19 protein-coding genes are annotated in these 15,769 nt (G+C 63.8%); 9 read left to right on the top strand and 10 right to left on the bottom strand.

Annotated features, from left to right (window positions below; genetic code table 11):
* Position 1: 1 nt before the first annotated feature.
* Positions 2-403: an ATP-binding protein gene (locus AC1TQG_RS09730; RefSeq protein ID WP_482136714.1), complete on the bottom strand. Its 402-nt coding sequence runs from the start codon at positions 401-403 to the stop codon at positions 2-4.
* Positions 404-529: 126 nt separating this feature from the next.
* Positions 530-1,357: a SigB/SigF/SigG family RNA polymerase sigma factor gene (locus AC1TQG_RS09725; RefSeq protein ID WP_482136713.1), complete on the bottom strand. Its 828-nt coding sequence runs from the start codon at positions 1,355-1,357 to the stop codon at positions 530-532.
* A 164-nt stretch (positions 1,358-1,521) separates the two neighbouring features.
* On the opposite strand from AC1TQG_RS09725, the gene AC1TQG_RS09720 reads away from it, so the two are divergent.
* On the top strand, positions 1,522-2,700 hold the full coding sequence (locus AC1TQG_RS09720; RefSeq protein ID WP_482136712.1) for a zinc-dependent alcohol dehydrogenase: 1,179 nt from the start codon (positions 1,522-1,524) through the stop codon (positions 2,698-2,700).
* Here the strand turns inward: AC1TQG_RS09720 and AC1TQG_RS09715 are convergent.
* The 4 genes from AC1TQG_RS09715 to AC1TQG_RS09700 all read right to left on the bottom strand — a co-directional run bounded on the left by AC1TQG_RS09715 (position 2,678) and on the right by AC1TQG_RS09700 (position 5,129).
* Positions 2,678-3,010, bottom strand: a complete 333-nt coding sequence (locus AC1TQG_RS09715; RefSeq protein WP_482137308.1) for an HNH endonuclease — start codon at positions 3,008-3,010, stop codon at positions 2,678-2,680. The two genes, AC1TQG_RS09720 and AC1TQG_RS09715, sit on opposite strands and share 23 nt — an antisense overlap.
* A gap of 100 nt (positions 3,011-3,110) precedes the next feature.
* Positions 3,111-3,617, bottom strand: coding sequence for a hypothetical protein (locus AC1TQG_RS09710; protein WP_482136711.1), 507 nt, complete (start codon positions 3,615-3,617; stop codon positions 3,111-3,113).
* Complete coding sequence (locus AC1TQG_RS09705; protein WP_482136710.1) at positions 3,614-4,525, bottom strand: hypothetical protein; 912 nt, start codon at positions 4,523-4,525, stop codon at positions 3,614-3,616. The genes AC1TQG_RS09710 and AC1TQG_RS09705 overlap by 4 nt, the downstream gene beginning before the upstream one ends.
* Positions 4,526-4,616: 91 nt before the next feature.
* Entirely contained in the window at positions 4,617-5,129 is a 513-nt protein-coding gene (locus tag AC1TQG_RS09700) for an NAD(P)H-dependent oxidoreductase (RefSeq protein ID WP_482136709.1), read from the bottom strand.
* On the opposite strand from AC1TQG_RS09700, the gene AC1TQG_RS09695 reads away from it, so the two are divergent.
* A complete protein-coding gene (locus AC1TQG_RS09695; RefSeq protein ID WP_482136708.1) occupies positions 5,118-5,453 on the top strand; it encodes a MerR family transcriptional regulator in 336 nt (111 codons plus the stop codon). The genes AC1TQG_RS09700 and AC1TQG_RS09695 overlap by 12 nt on opposite strands.
* A 4-nt stretch (positions 5,454-5,457) precedes the next feature.
* Here the strand turns inward: AC1TQG_RS09695 and serS are convergent, their stop codons facing one another.
* Complete coding sequence (serS, locus tag AC1TQG_RS09690) at positions 5,458-6,714, bottom strand: serine--tRNA ligase (protein WP_482136707.1); 1,257 nt, start codon at positions 6,712-6,714, stop codon at positions 5,458-5,460.
* Positions 6,715-6,724: 10 nt separating this feature from the next.
* Positions 6,725-7,156: an ankyrin repeat domain-containing protein gene (locus AC1TQG_RS09685; RefSeq protein WP_482136706.1), complete on the bottom strand. Its 432-nt coding sequence runs from the start codon at positions 7,154-7,156 to the stop codon at positions 6,725-6,727.
* A gap of 93 nt (positions 7,157-7,249) precedes the next feature.
* Between AC1TQG_RS09685 and AC1TQG_RS09680 the strand changes: the two genes are divergently transcribed.
* Both AC1TQG_RS09680 and AC1TQG_RS09675 read left to right on the top strand, forming a co-directional pair.
* Positions 7,250-8,422, top strand: a complete 1,173-nt coding sequence (locus AC1TQG_RS09680; protein WP_482136705.1) for a septum formation family protein — start codon at positions 7,250-7,252, stop codon at positions 8,420-8,422.
* Between the two features lie 3 nt (positions 8,423-8,425).
* The gene (locus AC1TQG_RS09675; RefSeq protein WP_482136704.1) at positions 8,426-8,776 is read left to right on the top strand and encodes a metallopeptidase family protein; all 351 of its coding nucleotides are present in this window, start codon (positions 8,426-8,428) and stop codon (positions 8,774-8,776) included.
* Between the two features lie 38 nt (positions 8,777-8,814).
* Here the strand turns inward: AC1TQG_RS09675 and AC1TQG_RS09670 are convergent, their stop codons facing one another.
* Together AC1TQG_RS09670 and pheA are read right to left on the bottom strand one after the other, a co-directional pair.
* On the bottom strand, positions 8,815-9,477 hold the full coding sequence (locus AC1TQG_RS09670) for a histidine phosphatase family protein (protein ID WP_482136703.1): 663 nt from the start codon (positions 9,475-9,477) through the stop codon (positions 8,815-8,817).
* Complete coding sequence (gene pheA, locus AC1TQG_RS09665) at positions 9,474-10,391, bottom strand: prephenate dehydratase (RefSeq protein ID WP_482136702.1); 918 nt, start codon at positions 10,389-10,391, stop codon at positions 9,474-9,476. Before pheA ends, AC1TQG_RS09670 begins: the two co-directional genes overlap by 4 nt.
* 111 nt (positions 10,392-10,502) lie before the next feature.
* Here pheA and AC1TQG_RS09660 point away from each other — a divergent pair, with 111 nt between their 5' ends.
* From AC1TQG_RS09660 to AC1TQG_RS09640, 5 genes are all read left to right on the top strand, one after another.
* Entirely contained in the window at positions 10,503-11,267 is a 765-nt protein-coding gene (locus AC1TQG_RS09660; RefSeq protein ID WP_482136701.1) for a DUF2470 domain-containing protein, read from the top strand.
* A gap of 36 nt (positions 11,268-11,303) precedes the next feature.
* Positions 11,304-12,110: a CPBP family intramembrane glutamic endopeptidase gene (locus AC1TQG_RS09655; RefSeq protein ID WP_482136700.1), complete on the top strand. Its 807-nt coding sequence runs from the start codon at positions 11,304-11,306 to the stop codon at positions 12,108-12,110.
* A 10-nt stretch (positions 12,111-12,120) separates the two neighbouring features.
* Positions 12,121-13,539 (top strand): LCP family protein, encoded by a 1,419-nt coding sequence (locus tag AC1TQG_RS09650; RefSeq protein ID WP_482136699.1) that lies wholly within the window; start codon positions 12,121-12,123, stop codon positions 13,537-13,539.
* A gap of 84 nt (positions 13,540-13,623) precedes the next feature.
* On the top strand, positions 13,624-14,052 hold the full coding sequence (locus tag AC1TQG_RS09645; protein WP_482136698.1) for a MarR family winged helix-turn-helix transcriptional regulator: 429 nt from the start codon (positions 13,624-13,626) through the stop codon (positions 14,050-14,052).
* The gene (locus tag AC1TQG_RS09640; protein WP_482136697.1) at positions 14,036-15,451 is read left to right on the top strand and encodes an MFS transporter; all 1,416 of its coding nucleotides are present in this window, start codon (positions 14,036-14,038) and stop codon (positions 15,449-15,451) included. The genes AC1TQG_RS09645 and AC1TQG_RS09640 overlap by 17 nt, the downstream gene beginning before the upstream one ends.
* Positions 15,452-15,769 lie beyond the last annotated feature (318 nt).

Genomic DNA, 15,769 nt, shown 5'->3' with positions numbered 1-15,769 from the left:
GCTATTTCGAGAGTTCGATGGCAACCAGGCGTCCGCCGTTGTCGACAGCGCCCTCGTGCACGGCGACGGAGCTGGTGAGCGTCTGAAGGACGTGCCATCCGAATCCGGTTTGTGACAGGCTTTTCCCGACCGGTACCCACGACTGGACGACGGCGCGGAAGTCGCGGTCCGACGTGGTGAATCCGATGATCAGTTCGGCTTCCGGTGCGGCACAGCCGATGATCGACGACGCCGCTTCGTCAACCGCCAGCTTGATGTCGGCCACCTCGTCGAGCGAGAAGTCCGCAAGCACGGCCAACGTCTCGGCGATCGCCCGCACCATCGGTACCTGCGACTCATCGGCTCTGACCCGGATACTCACCGGAGCCACTGCGATCCCATCGATGTCCACAACGTCACCCACTACGTTTGTCCCCCTTTGCCCGGCAGGTTAACCCGCAAGGTTCGATGTTCCCGTTTCAACACGGCGACAACCCTTTCCTCTACTCACTGGTCGTGTACCCATGACGTTGATTGCCAATCACTGCACTCATCCCAGCAATGAACTGATGTCGGTCTCGGTTGGCCCCAGGTCTTCACGGAGCTTCTTCAGCGTGCTCGAGAGGATTCGCGACACATGCATCTGCGAGATGCCGAGCTGCTTGGCGATCTCGGTCTGTGTTTGAGAACCGAAGAAGCGGAGCACCAGGATTCGGCGTTCCCGTTCCGTGAGCTTGGCCAGTGCCGGCCGGATCATGACGTAACTCTCGACGTGAGAATACTCCGGATCCTCTTCACCTATCGTCTCGAGCAGTGGCGCCCCGATCTCGTCGTCCGCTGCGCCGGAATCGGTCGAGAGTGCTTGATACGCCCCTCTGGCGAGCAAACCCTCTGTCACCTCGGCGACATCGAGTCCGAGTTCGACTGCGATCTCACTCGCCGACGGCGATCGCCCCAGCCTGTGCGACAAATCTTCCGAGGCGTCGTTGATCGACTTGTGAAGTTCTTTGAGACGCCGGGGAACTCGGGTCGCCCACGCGGCGTCGCGGAAGTACCTGCGCACCTCGCCCATGATCGTCGGCACGGCAAACGATACGAACTCCGAACCGTGTTCCGGATTGAAGCGATCCACCGCGTTCACGAGGCCGAGGCGGGCGACCTGCACCAGGTCGTCGTGATTCTCACCGCGGCCGCCGAAGCGACGTGCGATGTTCTCGGCCAACGGTAGGCAACGCGTGATCACGTCATCGCGGAGACGGTTGGTCGCAGGGGTATCGGGATCACCCGCTCGCAACTGCTCGATCAAGCCGACAACATCGGAATAGTCGTCTGAGGTGCGGGCCTTGGATTCAGATCGGTCCAATACTGTCCCATCCACGCAATCGTCTTCTCACTCACCCGGCCTACCCGCTGCGAGTAGTTCTCAAACCCCCACTCTGTCATCCCTGGTGCCCACATCCACATCGTGATTGCGCCCGGCGCTCGAGGGGTACCTCCCGACAGGGGCGGATGACCTGAAGTTCGCCGTAACAAGGAGCCGATATGAGAGCAGTGACTTGGCAAGGCAAGCGTGATGTGCGCGTCGAGACCGTGCCGGACCCGAAAATCGAAGAACCGACGGACGCGATCATTTCGCTGACGACGACCAACATCTGTGGATCAGATCTTCATCTCTACGAGATTTTCGGACCGTTCATGTCTCCCGGAGACATCCTCGGGCACGAACCGATGGGAAAGGTGGTCGAAGTCGGCTCGGCGGTGAAGAACCTGTCCGTCGGGGATCGGGTTGTCATCCCGTTTCAGATCGCCTGTGGCACTTGCCACATGTGCAGCCATCAACTGCCCACACAGTGCGAGACCACACAGGTGACCTCTCAGGGGCGGGGTGCGGCCCTGTTCGGCTTTTCCAAACTCTATGGTCAGGTGCCCGGCGCGCAGGCGGAGTACCTCCGTGTCCCGCACGCTGACTTCACGCACATCAAAGTGCCGGAGGGTCCGTCGGATTCGCGGTTTGTGTATCTCTCCGACGTATTGCCCACCGCGTGGCAATCCGTGGAGTACGCCAACATCCCCGACGGTGGCTCGGTGACGGTCCTCGGCCTCGGCCCGATCGGTGACATGGCGGCACGAGTGGCAGCCCACAAGGGCTACCAGGTCACCGCGGTCGACCTCGTTCCCGAACGGCTCGAACGGGCCAGGGCACGCGGTATCGACACCATCGATCTGTCGCGCAACGACAACATCGCCGAGATCATCCGAGATCGAACCGATGGCCGCGGAACCGATTCGGTCATCGACGCGGTCGGCGCCGAAGCACACGGTGCGCTGGGGGCCAAGGTGATTCAGGCGATGACCGGCATGCTGCCCGACGCCATCGCCCAGCCGCTGTTCAAGACTGCAGGCGTGGACCGTCTCAGCGCGGTCTACACCGCCCTCGACGCGGTGCGGCGTGGCGGCACGGTCTCACTGATCGGGGTCTACGGAGGCGACATGGATCCGCTCCCGCTCGGAACGATGTTCGACAAGCAGATCACGATGCGGATGGGACAGGCCAACGTCAAGCGGTGGGTCGACGACATCATGCCGCTGCTCACCGACGACGACCCGCTGGGCGTGGATACGTTTGCCACACACGAATTGTCGTTGGAGCAGGCACCCCACGCCTACGAGATCTTTCAGAAGAAACAGGATGGAACCGTCAAGATCCTGCTGCATCCGTGACCGACTCGGCGTCCGCCGGGTGAGAGATCCGCATCGCTGCGCTGATCTCTATGTGGCGCTCCAGAAACGCGCGCTCGTTGAGCTTCTTGCGCCGCAGCCACCCGGTGACCTCGTCATTGCATTTGCTGGCGTTACAAGAACCGCAGGCCGGCGCGATGTTGTCGATGGTGTAGCGGCCGCCCCTGGAGATCGGTAGGACGCAATCGCGTTGCAGCGGTTTATCGGTCGCACCGCAGTAGGCGCAGCCGCCCCAGGCGGCTTTCAGTTCTGTCCACTGCTCGGGTCGCAGATCGTGCTCGACGGCATCCATCCGGCGTTTGCGTTTGCGCGCGTATCTGGCCTTGCGACTTCGATTGACCGGCACCGGACCATCTTAAGTCGTGATCACCCGAAGACCCGCGACATCGGCGCTACGGATTCTTGGCGTCGGTGATCGCAGCCCTGATCGCCTCCGCGCACTCGGCGCCGGCCGGTTCGGGCCCGAGGCCGACGTAGAACGTGCCGGGCTGGCCGTGGTCGCCAGGGAATCCACCGATGGTGATGCCGGAATCCTCCACCGCGGAGAACGAATCCTCCAGCGCACCTCCGACCCGTACCGAGGCCTGCGAGAGGGGTACCGAAAGTGCTGCGGTGCCACGTTTCTCACCAGCGGTCACCACCAGGAGATGAGTGGTGTGCAGTACCACCAGGACATCGTGTTCGGAATCCTTGTCAGTGGCGTTGGCACTGCGCCCGAACAACTTTCCGAGAATTGACTGAGACGGCTGATTGACACTGTGGGTGAGCCAGGCAGGCATGTCGTCGGCGAGCACCAACTGCTGGCTCGCAGAGTGCTTCGCGAGCTCTTCTGTCATCGCCATCGACAGTTGGTCGAACCGCACCATCTTCGTGGATCGCTCATACATGGACACGCTCATACCACTGCCTTCTCTCCGCCTCGCTCCGCTTCTGCACTGGCCTCCACCGCCCCCGACCAGGCGACCGCAACAGCCCCGACGACGGCAAAGATGAATCCGAGTACAGCCAACCAGGTTCGGCCGGGGAGTGCATTGTCGCCGAGCCAGATGATACCGACAAGACCTGGAATCACGGTCTCGCCGACCACCAGGGCCGCGGTGGCACCGTTGACCGAACCCAATTGCAGCGCAACGGTATGTAGATAGAAGCCGCCGATCCCGGATATCACCAGAGCGTAAGCTGCCGGGTCGGCCAGGATCTGACCGATGTCGAAGTCGGAGATACCGTCCATGACCCGTACCGAAATCGCCACCACGCCGAACATCGTTCCGGCGCAAAGCCCCGCGGCGATGGCTGCTTTGGAGCCGAGCCACCGGATCAGACCGATCGAGCCCGCCATCAGAACCAACGTGATCGCCAACAAGCCCCAATGGAACCATGAGCTGTCGCGACCGGTGCCCTCGGGTTCAGCCGAGAAACCCAATGCGAACAACGCCAGGATCACAACGCTGATCGCAATCCAGTCCCGGCGATGCAGGTTGATTCCCAGCACGAAGATGCCGAGGACCGCGGTCACCACCAGGTTGGCGCTGATGATCGTCTGCGACAGGAACAACGGGACCAGCCGGGCCGAGACCGCGCCGCCGATGAAACCGAATACGTCCAAACAGGTTCCGACGATGAAGGCCAGCGTCAACGCTGCCGCGATGGTCGACTTCATGGAGGGGGCGCCGGTTTCGGTCTCGAAGCCCTCCAGCCCGTCGGCCACTGCCTTCTGCTTGGACTGCCGGGCGCCGTACGCCTGCATCACAGACGAGACGCCGTAGGCCACACACGCGAACAGCGCTGCCAGAACTCCGATGATCATGCTCAGCAGTATGGCGGCAAAAACCCGGATCTGCCTCTACCGGACGCACGAAGTCCGCAGACCGGCCCGAATCCGCCTCCGCTTCCCCGAGTTACGCGGGCTGTGGGCACGGACTGATGGCGGCAGCGATCTTCAGCCCCGTCTCGTGGGCCTCCCGTAGCCGTCGGACGTGCACTTCGGACTGTTCGGCGTGGCTGTCATAAAGGAGGGTCAGGCTCGCCGTGGTGATCCCCGAATAGTCTGCGAGTCCGCCGAGCAGGCGGGTGGCCAGAGACGCTTGGTAACCGCGTCGGACGAAGGTGTCCTCGCCTACGCCCGCCACCCCGACAAAGTGCAGATCGGGTACCGCGGTGCGGAACCCGTCCACATCCTCGGAGTCCTCATAGGCCCACCCGCCGGTGAACACTCGCTCGATCCAACCGGCGAGCAGTGCGGGGACCGACCACCAGTAGACCGGGAACACCGCGACGACAGCGTCCACCTGCTCGATGAGCCGTTGCTCGGCGAGCACGTCCTCCGGTGGTGGCTGCTGCCGGCGAAACGCGGCGAGGTCGGCAGGACCGAATGCCGGTTGAAAGCCGGCTTGCCACGGATGGTTCGGCACTACGAACACGCCGGGGTACTGAAACCGAAGCTGGCGGCGAACCGATACCGGATCTACGACGAGGAGGACGTCCGCATCGTCGAGGACGTCCGCTGTCTGCTCGCGGCAGGGCTCACCCTGGCCGAATCCGCTCAGATCATCGAGGCCATCTGCGCGGAGCCGAGTCTCGTCGACGACGCCGACCGCGCCGCGGCATTGCTGTTGATCGGCAATCGTCGTGACCAACTGTCGGCACGGATCGATCAGCTCATCGAGTATCGGACTCGTCTCGACGAGTTGCGCGCCGAAGTCGTCGACGAGAACCAGTCCGTGCTCGGGGCGTGATTCTCTAGCGCGGTTTCAGCACGTCGGTGCCAACAAAAGGCACCAGGGCTTCCGGGACCCGCACACTGCCGTCGGGTTGCTGATGATTCTCGAGAATTGCCACGATCCAGCGTGTGGTGGCCAGGGTGCCGTTGAGTGTTGCCGCGATCTGCGGCTTGCCATTCTCGCCGCGGTAACGCACCTGCAGCCGACGTGCCTGGTACGTGGTGCAGTTCGATGTCGAGGTCAGCTCGCGATAGGTGTTCTGGGTGGGAACCCAGGCCTCACAGTCGAACTTGCGGGCCGCAGACGAACCGAGATCACCACCGGCGACGTCGATCACCCGATACGGCACCTCGATGGCGGCCAGCATTTCCTTCTGCCAGCCCAGGATCTTTTCGTGCTCGGCCTCGGCCTCTTCGGGGCGGCAGTAGATGAACCCCTCGACCTTGTCGAACTGATGGACACGGATGATTCCGCGGGTGTCCTTGCCATAGCTGCCTGCCTCACGGCGGAAGCAACTCGACCACCCGGCGTACCGCTTGGGGCCGTCGGACAGGTCGAGGATCTCGTTCATGTGATAGCCGGCCATCGGCACCTCAGAGGTTCCGACGAGGAAAAGATCGTCGTCTGGGAGGTGGTAGACCTCGGCCGAATGTTCGCCGAGGAATCCGGTGCCCTCCATGACCTCTGGGCGGACCAGGACCGGTGGGATCATCATCGTGAAACCGTTTGCCGTCGCCTTCTGCGCGGCGAGCTGCAGTAGCCCGAGCTGCAGCATGGCGCCCGCACCGGTGAGGAAGTAGAAGCGCGATCCCGAGACCTTCGCGCCGCGCTCCATGTCGATCACGCCGAGACTCTCCCCGAGTTCGAGGTGATCTTTCGGGTTCTCGATCTTCGGGATCTCGCCGACGGTCTCCAGCAGGACGAAGTCTTGTTCTCCACCGGCAGGCGCCTGCGGGGCGACGATGTTGTTGATCGCGCGGTGCGCGGCGACCATCTTGTCGTTGGCGGCGGCTTCGCGGGCGTGCGCGGCCTTGACCCGCTCGGCCAGTTCCTTGCCCTTGGCCAACAGCGCCTGCTTCTCGTCGGCCGGTGCCTTCCCGATCAGCTTTCCGAGGTCTTTCTGCTCGGAACGCAGCTGATCGGCTTCGACGATGGCGGCACGGCGTTCGGTGTCGGCGGCGAGCAGAACGTCGACCAACGCCGGGTCCTGACCGCGCGTGCGCTGGGAAGCCCGGACAACATCAGGATGCTCACGCAGAATCTTCAGGTCGATCACGTGTGAAACCCTACTTGCCGAGCAAACTGAGGTAATCTTCGCGGCCGAACATGTGGGCTGCGTCTCGGGCTGTGGGCGTGCCCGCGTCCGGATCGGCGCCCCCATCGATCAGCGCCCGAACCACCTCGTCGTGCGACTTGAACACCGCACCGGCCAGCGGGGTCTGATTCTTGTCGTTGGCGCGATCCACGTCCGCCCCCCGCTCCAACAGGCCTTTCACCACCTCTGCGTGGCCGTGATAGGCCGCCAGCATCAGCACGGTGTCGCCGGCCTGGTTGGTCAGATTCACCGGCACGCCCGCATCCACGTACTGCAGCATCGCCAGATCACCCGAACGCGCCATGGCGAATATCCGGCCGGCCAGCTCGGCCACGTCGGCAGGGGGCTCGGTGTTGTCAGGGTTCTTCGGATCGGCCGATTCGCCGTGCACATTCGGGTCCATGAGCCGACGATAGCGCCCGCTGCCGACCCGGGTCGTCCGGTTGTGCGCCCCATCCGGCCACGGGGCCTGCCGACAAGGGCATGATGGACCCCGATGGTTGACAGGCAAGAAGGTGACGATTCCGCCTCACAAGAAGGCGGCGATTCAGCCTCGCATGAAGACGACAATCCCTCTGTGGAGAGTCGGCGAGGTCGATTCGGGCAGCTGATGCACGAGCACCCCATCCGGGTCTTGCTCGCGGCGATACTCGTGGGCGCAGTGGTCTGCGCCGCAGTTGTCGGACTTGTCGGTGGTTTCGATGACGCAGGCAAGGTTCAGCGCGATGAGGTCGGGGACACGAAGCCAACGCCGGAGTCCACACCGTTCTCCGAATCGCAGGCCGGGGATTGCCTCACCTGGCCGGTGGCCGAACCGGCCGAACAGTCCCTGGTCGATTGCAGCCAGGAGCATGTGTTCGAGGTGGCCGGTGCCGTCGACACCTCGGTGTACCCGGGCGTGCAATTCGGCGAGGACGCCCCCTGGCCCGGAGCCGACCAGTTCAACGCGATCCGCGACGAGTACTGCCCGACAATCGTCAACAACTACCTCGGCGGAAAGCTCGACCCGGCCGGACGCTTCACCGTCAATCTGATGTATCCCTCGGAAGAGCAGTGGAACAACGGGGAGCGCAGCCTGCGGTGTGGACTGCAGATGTCCGGCACCACCGGCACACTTGCGCCGTTCACCGGGTTCGTCCGCGACCTGGACCAGGCCCAGCAGTGGCCGGTGGGCACCTGCATCGGGATCGATCCCTCCACCCGTCAACCCACCGATCCGGTGGATTGCTCCGAGCCCCACGCATTCCAGGTGACCGGGGTGGTCGACCTGGGTGTCGAGTTCGGAGGTCCCGCATCAGGTCTGCCATGGCCGAACCTCGAGGCGCAGAACGCGTATCTGGAAGGGATCTGCCCCGGTCTGACCGACCAGTTCCTCGGCAGTGCCGACCGACTCGCCCAGACCACTCTCAACCTGCAATGGTCGACCCTGGCGGAGACGAGCTGGATGGCCGGGAGCCGAACGTCGGTGTGCTACATCGGCTTACCTGATGCGGGCGGATTCGCGACCCTCGTCGGCGATGCCAGGGGAGATTTGTTGATCAATGGCCAGGTGCCGGTACCGTCGGCCGAAGATTCCGACGGCCGCATCGTCCCGACACCGGTGCCGCTGCCGCCTGGCGTAGAGGTCAATCCGACACTCGAGGTCCCAGCCCCGGCCGGCGGCGGCTGATCTATGCCGGTTGCGATGACCGACAAGGACTTCGAGAACCTTGTCTCAGACGCCCTCGACACCATCCCCGAAGATCTTGCCGCCGCGATGAACAACGTGGTGATCCTCGTGGAGCCCTTCAACGACGAGGAACCCGATCTGCTCGGGCTGTACTTCGGCATTGCGCTGACCGAACGGGACAGCCACTACGGCGGCACCCTTCCGGACACCATCACGATCTACCGCGATCCGATACTCGCCATGTGCGACACCGAGGAGCAGGTGATCTCCGAGGTCGCGATCACGGTCGTACACGAAATCGCACACCATTTCGGGATTTCCGACGATTGGCTCCACGCCAACGGCTGGGGCTGAACACCTCCGGAGCGAGGTGACCCGCGGACGCCGCTGGGTCAGCCCATCGGGTCGCGGGCGAGTTCGGCAGGATCGGTCGTGTGGAACGGCGGCAGCTCCAGGCCCCACCGCGTGCACGTCCAGCCGTCGGCAGTGCGCTCCAATTCGATTGAGCCGGTGTTCTTCAGGTGATGTTTGAGCGCGAACTCGGCAGGCATGTTCACCAGCCGCGCCGCGATGAGCCGGATCGCCGCACCATGGCTGACCAGATGGACATCCGGCGCATCAGGATCAACGAGGTACTCGTCGACGATGTCGTCGATGACCGGCAGGTACCGCGCGTACACGTCGTCGAGTGATTCACCTCCGGGGATGCGGACCCCGGTCTGGCCCTCGAACCAACTGCGTACGGTTTTCGCGAAAACCTGATGCGATTCCTCGGAGGTCTGGTCCTCCAGATCGCCGACCTGCACCTCGAAGAGCCCATCGCGCACCTGATTCTGCACCGCCCACACCGAGCCGATCAGTTCAGCGGTCTGCTGCGCGCGCGAGGCCACCGACGAAATCAGTACCGGTGCATCGGGTTTCGGACGTTCGAGCGCGTAACGCACGGCTTGTCGCGCACCGAAATCGGTCAGGTTGGCACCTGGCAACGCAGTATCCAAGCGCTGCAACACATTCGACGTGGTCTCGCCGTGGCGGACCAGATACAACCGGCTCATGGCTCCAGACCCAGCCGAATCGACTCAAGCCAACGATCACTCGCAGCATGACGGGGCGGTGGCGTTCCGTTGGGTCGGGCCGACGGCCACGAACCCAGGAAGTGCAACGCAGGCACGCGCCGGTACAACGCACCCAACGCCTCGGCGATCGGCGAATCATCGAGATGCCCGACGACATCGAGGTTGAAATAGAAACCTCCGGTGTGCCGGGGCCGCGATTCGATCCGGGTGAGATCGATACCCCGACTGGCGAACTCGTACATCGCCGACATCAGTGAACCCGGGACATTCGGCAGATCCAGCGTCACCGACGTGCGGTCCCGCCCTGTTCGCGCCGGCACCGGACCAGGCTTGCCGACCAGGACAAACCGGGTGTTGGCCTCGTCGGAGTCGACGATGCCGGTTGCGATGTCATTAAGGTCATGAAGGCGGGCCGCCACCGGAGTGGTCACGGCGGCGTCGACGATCCCGTCCGCCGCATCCTTGGCCGCCGCCGCGTTCGATGCACTCGTCACCACCTGCGCATCGGGAAAACGCGCGGCCAGCGTTTCACGGACCTGCGCCGCCGCCACCGGATACGCCCCGATCGTCTTGATGTCTCCGGGCGTCACCTCACCGCGTGCGGCCAGGGTGAACGCGATATCGAGCACCGTCTCGGCAAAGATCTGCATCCGACTGCCCTTGATCAGGGCATCCAGCGTTGCAGGCACGGAGCCCTCGATCGAACTCTCGATGGGCACACACCCGTATCGGGCCTGGCCCTCGCGGACCAGACTCAACGTGGCACCGGGACTGTTGGCGCTGATCCGTTCCAGTTCACCTTCGGCGGTGAGCCACGGGTTCTCGATCAACAGACGGTCAAGGGCCATCTCGGTGAACGTTCCGGATGGGCCGAAGTAAGCGATCGCAGGCACGTTCCGAGGTTACGGCAGCAAGTAATGCAAATTGAGGCTTGCCTTCGATCGGGTCGCGTGGTTAGGGTAGCTTTACCTACACAGCGTGAACCGAATCACCGAGGACCGTGGATGACAAAAACAGCGATCGACCGCCCCACCGATGCCGAGTTCATCCGCACCGCATGTATGCACGTGACAGACGCGATGCTGGCGATCGAGGGCAGCGAGCCCGCACCGGTCACGATGGTGCATCTGTACGACTCGCAAGCGTTCGTCCTGGTCCCCTCCGACAGCGCCGCCTGCGCATTGGCCTGGCAGGCAGGCAGCGCCGGACTCCCCGCGATGGTGGAGGTCACCGACATGGCCCCCATTACTCTGCGTGAACAGGTCCGTTCCCTCATCTGGCTCAACGGCACCCTGCATTCGGTTCTCTCCGATCTCGAACGCGACCTGGCCTGCGAGATCGCCACCGACCACCCGTCGCCCGGACTGCTCGACATCGGCCACGGATTCTCGCTACTGCGACTGGGCCTGTCGTCGGCAGTTCTGGCAAACAGTTCCGGTGCCGCCTCGGTGACCTCGACCGACCTCGCCCATGCCGACCCCGACCCCTTTTGGGAGTTCGAAGCCGATTGGCTTGCGCACATGGACACCGATCACGCCGACATGATCTCCGCACTGAGCGGCCGGCTCCCGGCCGAACTGCGCGACGGCAGGGTCCGACCACTCGGCATCGACCGCTTCGGGATCCGATTCCGCGTCGAGGGATCTGAGAGCGATTCCGACGTTCGACTGTCATTCCCACGACCGGTCAGCGACCTCCCCGAGCTGTCCCGGGCGATCCGAACCCTTGCCGGATGCCCCTTTCTGAACAGCCTGCCCGGCCAAGGCTGACGCCACACCGCGCCGCCCGTCAGTAACCTCAACCGGGTGAACCTGCGCCCGTGGCTACAACCGGCACGTCCGGCGCAGCCGGAAGTCGTCACCGACCCGACCGCGCGACGCGCCATCGGGATCGAGATCACCATCGTCCTGGTCCTGACGTTCGGACTGTCAGCGGTGTCGTCAGCGCTTTCTCTGATCGAGAAGGCGATGTCGGAGCCCGGTATCAGCGGCAGCTCGGTGGCCCTGAACGTCAGCTCGTCCGAACTCGGTGCCATCGACTTCTTCCGGCAATTGCTCTCGGCGACCAAACTCTTCGGTATCGCCGCGCTGGCCGTCTACCTGATCTGGCGGGCCGGAGTTCCGTTGGCGCGCATCGGGTTACCCGCACTACGCGCCAAGTTCGACATCCCGCTCGGCATCGGCCTCGCCGCGATCATCGGCATCCCCGGCCTGGGCCTGTACGTCATCGCCCGCGCCATGGACCTCAATGTCCAGGTGGTGCCGTCGGATCTCAACGAGACCTTCTGGCGCCTGCCGATGCTGGTGTTCTCGGCCATCGCGAACTCTGCGGCCGAAGAGTTGCTCGTGGTGGCCTATCTCATCACCCGGCTGCGCCAACTGGGTTGGACCGAAAATCGCAGCCTGCTGTTCTCGGCGATACTGCGCGGCGGGTATCACCTGTACCAGGGACTCGGCGCCGGGTTCGGAAACGTGCTGATGGGTCTGGTCTACGGCCGGGTGTTCCAGCGCACCGGTCGGGTGTGGCCACTGATCATCGGGCACGCGTTGATCGACACTGTCGCCTTTGTCGGGTACGCGCTCCTGAGAGATCATCTCAGCTGGCTTGACTAGAGTCTGTGCAATGACTGACCAGGACGAGCCTTTCCTCCGCCGCCCCGGCGGTGCGAGACGTCCCGATCAGGGTTCGTTCCCCCCGCCGGCATCACCGCCTGCGAATGGTCGCACCCGGCGCATGATGCCGGGCCCGACCGGACCGCCTCCGCAGCGCGGGCCGGGCCAACCCGCCGGGCAACGTCCACCGCACCAGGGACCGCCGCAGCAAGGACCGCCGCAGCAGGGATCGCCGCCGCAGGGTCCAGCCAGGCCGCAACAGGCTCCACCACCGGCCACCCGGGTAGGACCACCGCAGCCGGCCGACCCCGGTTACCAGCCACCTCGGGCCTGGTCGCAGGCAGAGAGTCCGGAAACGCGCACGGCTCGACCGCCGCAGCGTCCGGCACCGCCGATAATGGCGTACAACCGCCAGCCCCCCAAGCCGCCGCAGGGGCCACCTCGCCGGGTCACGCCGGGGCCGACGCGTCCACCGGAGCGCAAACGTCGCCGACGCATCCCGATCCTTCGAACCCTGCTGATCCTGCTGCTCGTCATGGTGCTCGGCACGGTCGGGTTGCTCGTCTACTTCGACACCAAGCTCAACCGGGTGGACGCATTGTCGAACTACGCGGGCCGCGTGGCGAGCAGTGCGGGAACCACCTGGCTGTTGGTCGGATCCGACTCGCGCGAAGGCTTGAGCGACGCCGAGCGCGCCGCCCTGTCCACCGGCGACAGTGAGGGTTCGCGGACCGACACGATCATGCTGGTGCACTACGGCTCCGGCGGGAAACCGATGATCATCTCGATCCCCCGCGACCTCTACGTCGACATCCCGGACAACGGCGCACACAAGATCAACGCCGCCTTTGCGATCGGTGGCCCACAACTGTTGGTGCAGACCATCGAAACCAACACCGGGCTGCGCATCGACCACTACGCGGAGATCGGATTCGGCGGCTTCGACAAGATCGTCGACGCCGTCGGTGGCATCGAGATGTGCCTGGACGCACCGATCAACGACCCGCTGGCCGGGATCAACCTGCAGGCCGGTTGCCAAACACTCAATGGGCGTGAGGCACTGGGCTTCGTCCGCACCCGGGCATTTGCCAACGCCGACCTCACCCGTGTGGTGAATCAACGAAAGTTCATGTCCGCGTTGATGCAGAAGGCGACCAGCGCCTCGACGATCCTCAACCCGTTCCGGTTCTGGCCGCTGGTCAACGGTGTCGTGGACTCCCTGACCGTCGACAAGAGTGATCACCTCTGGCACTTGGCCCGGCTGGCCTGGGCACTGCGCAGCGATCCGGTCACCGTCACCACCCCGAACGCCGGACCGGTCTTCACCGACGACGGCGATTCATTGGCCTGGGGCGACAACACAACCCAGTTCTTCAAAACCATCGCCGACGGTAAAGAGCTTCCGAAGGAGCTCCTTCAGACCGGCTGAGCGAACCCCGGGATACCTCTCCAGTGACAAACACAACTCGATTTAATCAACTAGGTTGATCAATTTGGTTGTACATTTATTTGCATGCCGCCCTCACAGTCCACCGCCCAGCAACTCCGGGAAGCGTTGTATCCGCTCTGGCGCAGACTCACCGCGGATCGGACGATCTCGGTGGGCAAGATGGGCATTCTCGCGTACCTCTCGAAACACGGCCCGACATCGGCCTCCACGCTCGCCACGTCCCAGAAGGTCAGCCCCCAGGCGATCACCACCGCGGTACGGGAACTCGAAGCCCCCGAATTGATCGTTCGCACGCCCGATGAGAACGACCGTCGCCGGATCTGGATCGACATCACCGAAGCCGGCCGCACCCGGCTCGCCAAAGAACGGGCGATCGGCGCGGATTGGTTGAACGAGGCCATCGCCGCCCGACTCGACGACGACGAGCAGAAGGCACTCGAGGCGCTCATCCCGATACTCCACAAACTGGTGACCGATGACAATCTCGACTGAAACCCGGGTGCACCCAAGACTCTCGTCGGCCTTGGTGTTTGCCGCTCTCACCACCGCGGTCGTGAGCTCGCTCGGCATGTTGCTGGTCCCGACCATCTCGCACGAACTGGACGTCGACGTGAGCACCGCACAGTGGATGCTCACGATCAATCTCCTGGTCGGCGCGATCTCGACACCGATCATGGGCCGCCTGAGCGATGGCCCGCACAAGAAACGGCTTCTCATCGGGTCGCTCGTCTGCATTCTCGTCGGCTCGATTTTGGCGGCGACCGCACCGAACTTCATCGTGTTCCTGCTCGGCAGAGCGCTACAGGGTTTGAGCTACGGAATCGTGCCGGTGACAATCGCCTTGGCCCGGCGGTACCTCGACGAAGACAAGGTTCGATCCGGAATATCAAGCCTATCCGTCACCGTCGCAACAGGTTTGGGCGTTGGCTATCCACTGACGGGCATACTTGCCTCATTGCTGGGCTTCCGTTTCGCCTTCTGGTTCGCCGCACTGTTCCTGGTGGTCGCGATAGCCGTGGTCTGGCGGATCGTGCCCGATGGTCCCGACGAACACGCGCCGCGCGCACCGTTCGATTTCACCGGCGCCGTACTCATCGGTGCCGGCCTGTCATGCCTGCTGCTCGCCATCAGTGAGGGCTCGGGCTGGGGCTGGATCGCTCCACCGACGCTGGCCTTCTTCGGTTCGGCGGCCGCCATTCTGACGGTGTGGTGCTTCGTCGAACTCCGGGTGTCACATCCGTTGATCAACCTTCGTGTCCTGAGGACCCCAGATGTGTTGGTGGCCAACAGTACGGCGATAGGACTCGGCGCCGCGATGTACATCAGCCTGTCGATCATCAGCCTCATCGCCCAGGCTCCGGAATCGACCGGATACGGGATCGCGATGCCGTTGTTCTGGGCCGGATTCGTGATGTTCCCCCTATCGGTGGGCAGTTTCGGCGCAAACCGGGTGGTCCGACTGGTATCCCACCGGATTCGCGTGCGCACGCTGCTGCTCGTCGGCGCCGGCATCTTCACCATCTCGAGCGTGTACCTGTGGCTCGATCACGACTCCCTGTGGGAGATCCTGATCGGCATGCTCGGATTCGGTATCGGTATGGGTACCGCCTACGCGGCGATGCCCGCACTGATCACACGAAGCGTTGCCGACACCGCGCTCGGCAGTGCCGTGAGCTTCAATCAGGTTCTGCGAACCGTCGGCGGAGCCTTCGGCAGTGCCCTGTCAGGGGCTGTCCTCGCCGCGCATATGAACACCGACCTCCACCCGACCGAGCACGGCATCGAATTGGCGCTCGGGATCGGGTCCACCGGATGCGCCGTGGTATTCGCCGCATTGGTCATCAACCATCTGACGTCGCAACGGCAGAAAGAACACTCACCTGCCACCTGAGTTCACGAGGGACACGAATGAGATACCCACCACACTCAGTCGCCCCGGTTCGGCGCGGGGTTGTGTCCTGTGCCACAGCAGGAATACTGTTCACGTCGCGGCGCCGCTCGGCCGGGCGCCGGTGGCGGCATGGGCCAGGTTTCCGAAATCAATTGCCAGACACGAGTGTTCAGTAGTTCAGCAGGTACGACCGACCACTTCGGCCCAGCGTCACACCTCCCGAACCGCTTCCGAGCGATCCGGAATGCGCTGTCAGGCAAGGTAATCCTTCCCTTCGGACCCTTTGGATAAGCCACCCTAAGTAAGGATGAGCTTGGA

It is taken from the genome of Williamsia sp. Y844 (genome assembly GCF_056786475.1).
Note: the sequence above shows the minus strand (reverse complement) of the source record. Positions and strands in the feature narration are given on the sequence as shown.

Excerpts from the sequence above, each read along its gene's own strand:
- AC1TQG_RS09675 (WP_482136704.1), top strand. The coding sequence starts at position 8,426 with ATGCCGGTTGCGATGACCGACAAGGACTTCGAGAACCTTGTCTCAGAC.
- AC1TQG_RS09695 (WP_482136708.1), top strand. The coding sequence starts at position 5,118 with ATGGTTCGGCACTACGAACACGCCGGGGTACTGAAACCGAAGCTGGCG.
- AC1TQG_RS09705 (WP_482136710.1), bottom strand. The coding sequence starts at position 4,525 with ATGATCATCGGAGTTCTGGCAGCGCTGTTCGCGTGTGTGGCCTACGGC.
- AC1TQG_RS09710 (WP_482136711.1), bottom strand. The coding sequence starts at position 3,617 with ATGAGCGTGTCCATGTATGAGCGATCCACGAAGATGGTGCGGTTCGAC.
- AC1TQG_RS09685 (WP_482136706.1), bottom strand. The coding sequence starts at position 7,156 with ATGGACCCGAATGTGCACGGCGAATCGGCCGATCCGAAGAACCCTGAC.
- AC1TQG_RS09645 (WP_482136698.1), top strand. The coding sequence starts at position 13,624 with ATGCCGCCCTCACAGTCCACCGCCCAGCAACTCCGGGAAGCGTTGTAT.
- AC1TQG_RS09670 (WP_482136703.1), bottom strand. The coding sequence starts at position 9,477 with ATGAGCCGGTTGTATCTGGTCCGCCACGGCGAGACCACGTCGAATGTG.
- AC1TQG_RS09640 (WP_482136697.1), top strand. The coding sequence starts at position 14,036 with ATGACAATCTCGACTGAAACCCGGGTGCACCCAAGACTCTCGTCGGCC.
- AC1TQG_RS09660 (WP_482136701.1), top strand. The coding sequence starts at position 10,503 with ATGACAAAAACAGCGATCGACCGCCCCACCGATGCCGAGTTCATCCGC.
- AC1TQG_RS09680 (WP_482136705.1), top strand. The coding sequence starts at position 7,250 with ATGGTTGACAGGCAAGAAGGTGACGATTCCGCCTCACAAGAAGGCGGC.
- AC1TQG_RS09720 (WP_482136712.1), top strand. The coding sequence starts at position 1,522 with ATGAGAGCAGTGACTTGGCAAGGCAAGCGTGATGTGCGCGTCGAGACC.
- AC1TQG_RS09650 (WP_482136699.1), top strand. The coding sequence starts at position 12,121 with ATGACTGACCAGGACGAGCCTTTCCTCCGCCGCCCCGGCGGTGCGAGA.
- AC1TQG_RS09715 (WP_482137308.1), bottom strand. The coding sequence starts at position 3,010 with ATGGATGCCGTCGAGCACGATCTGCGACCCGAGCAGTGGACAGAACTG.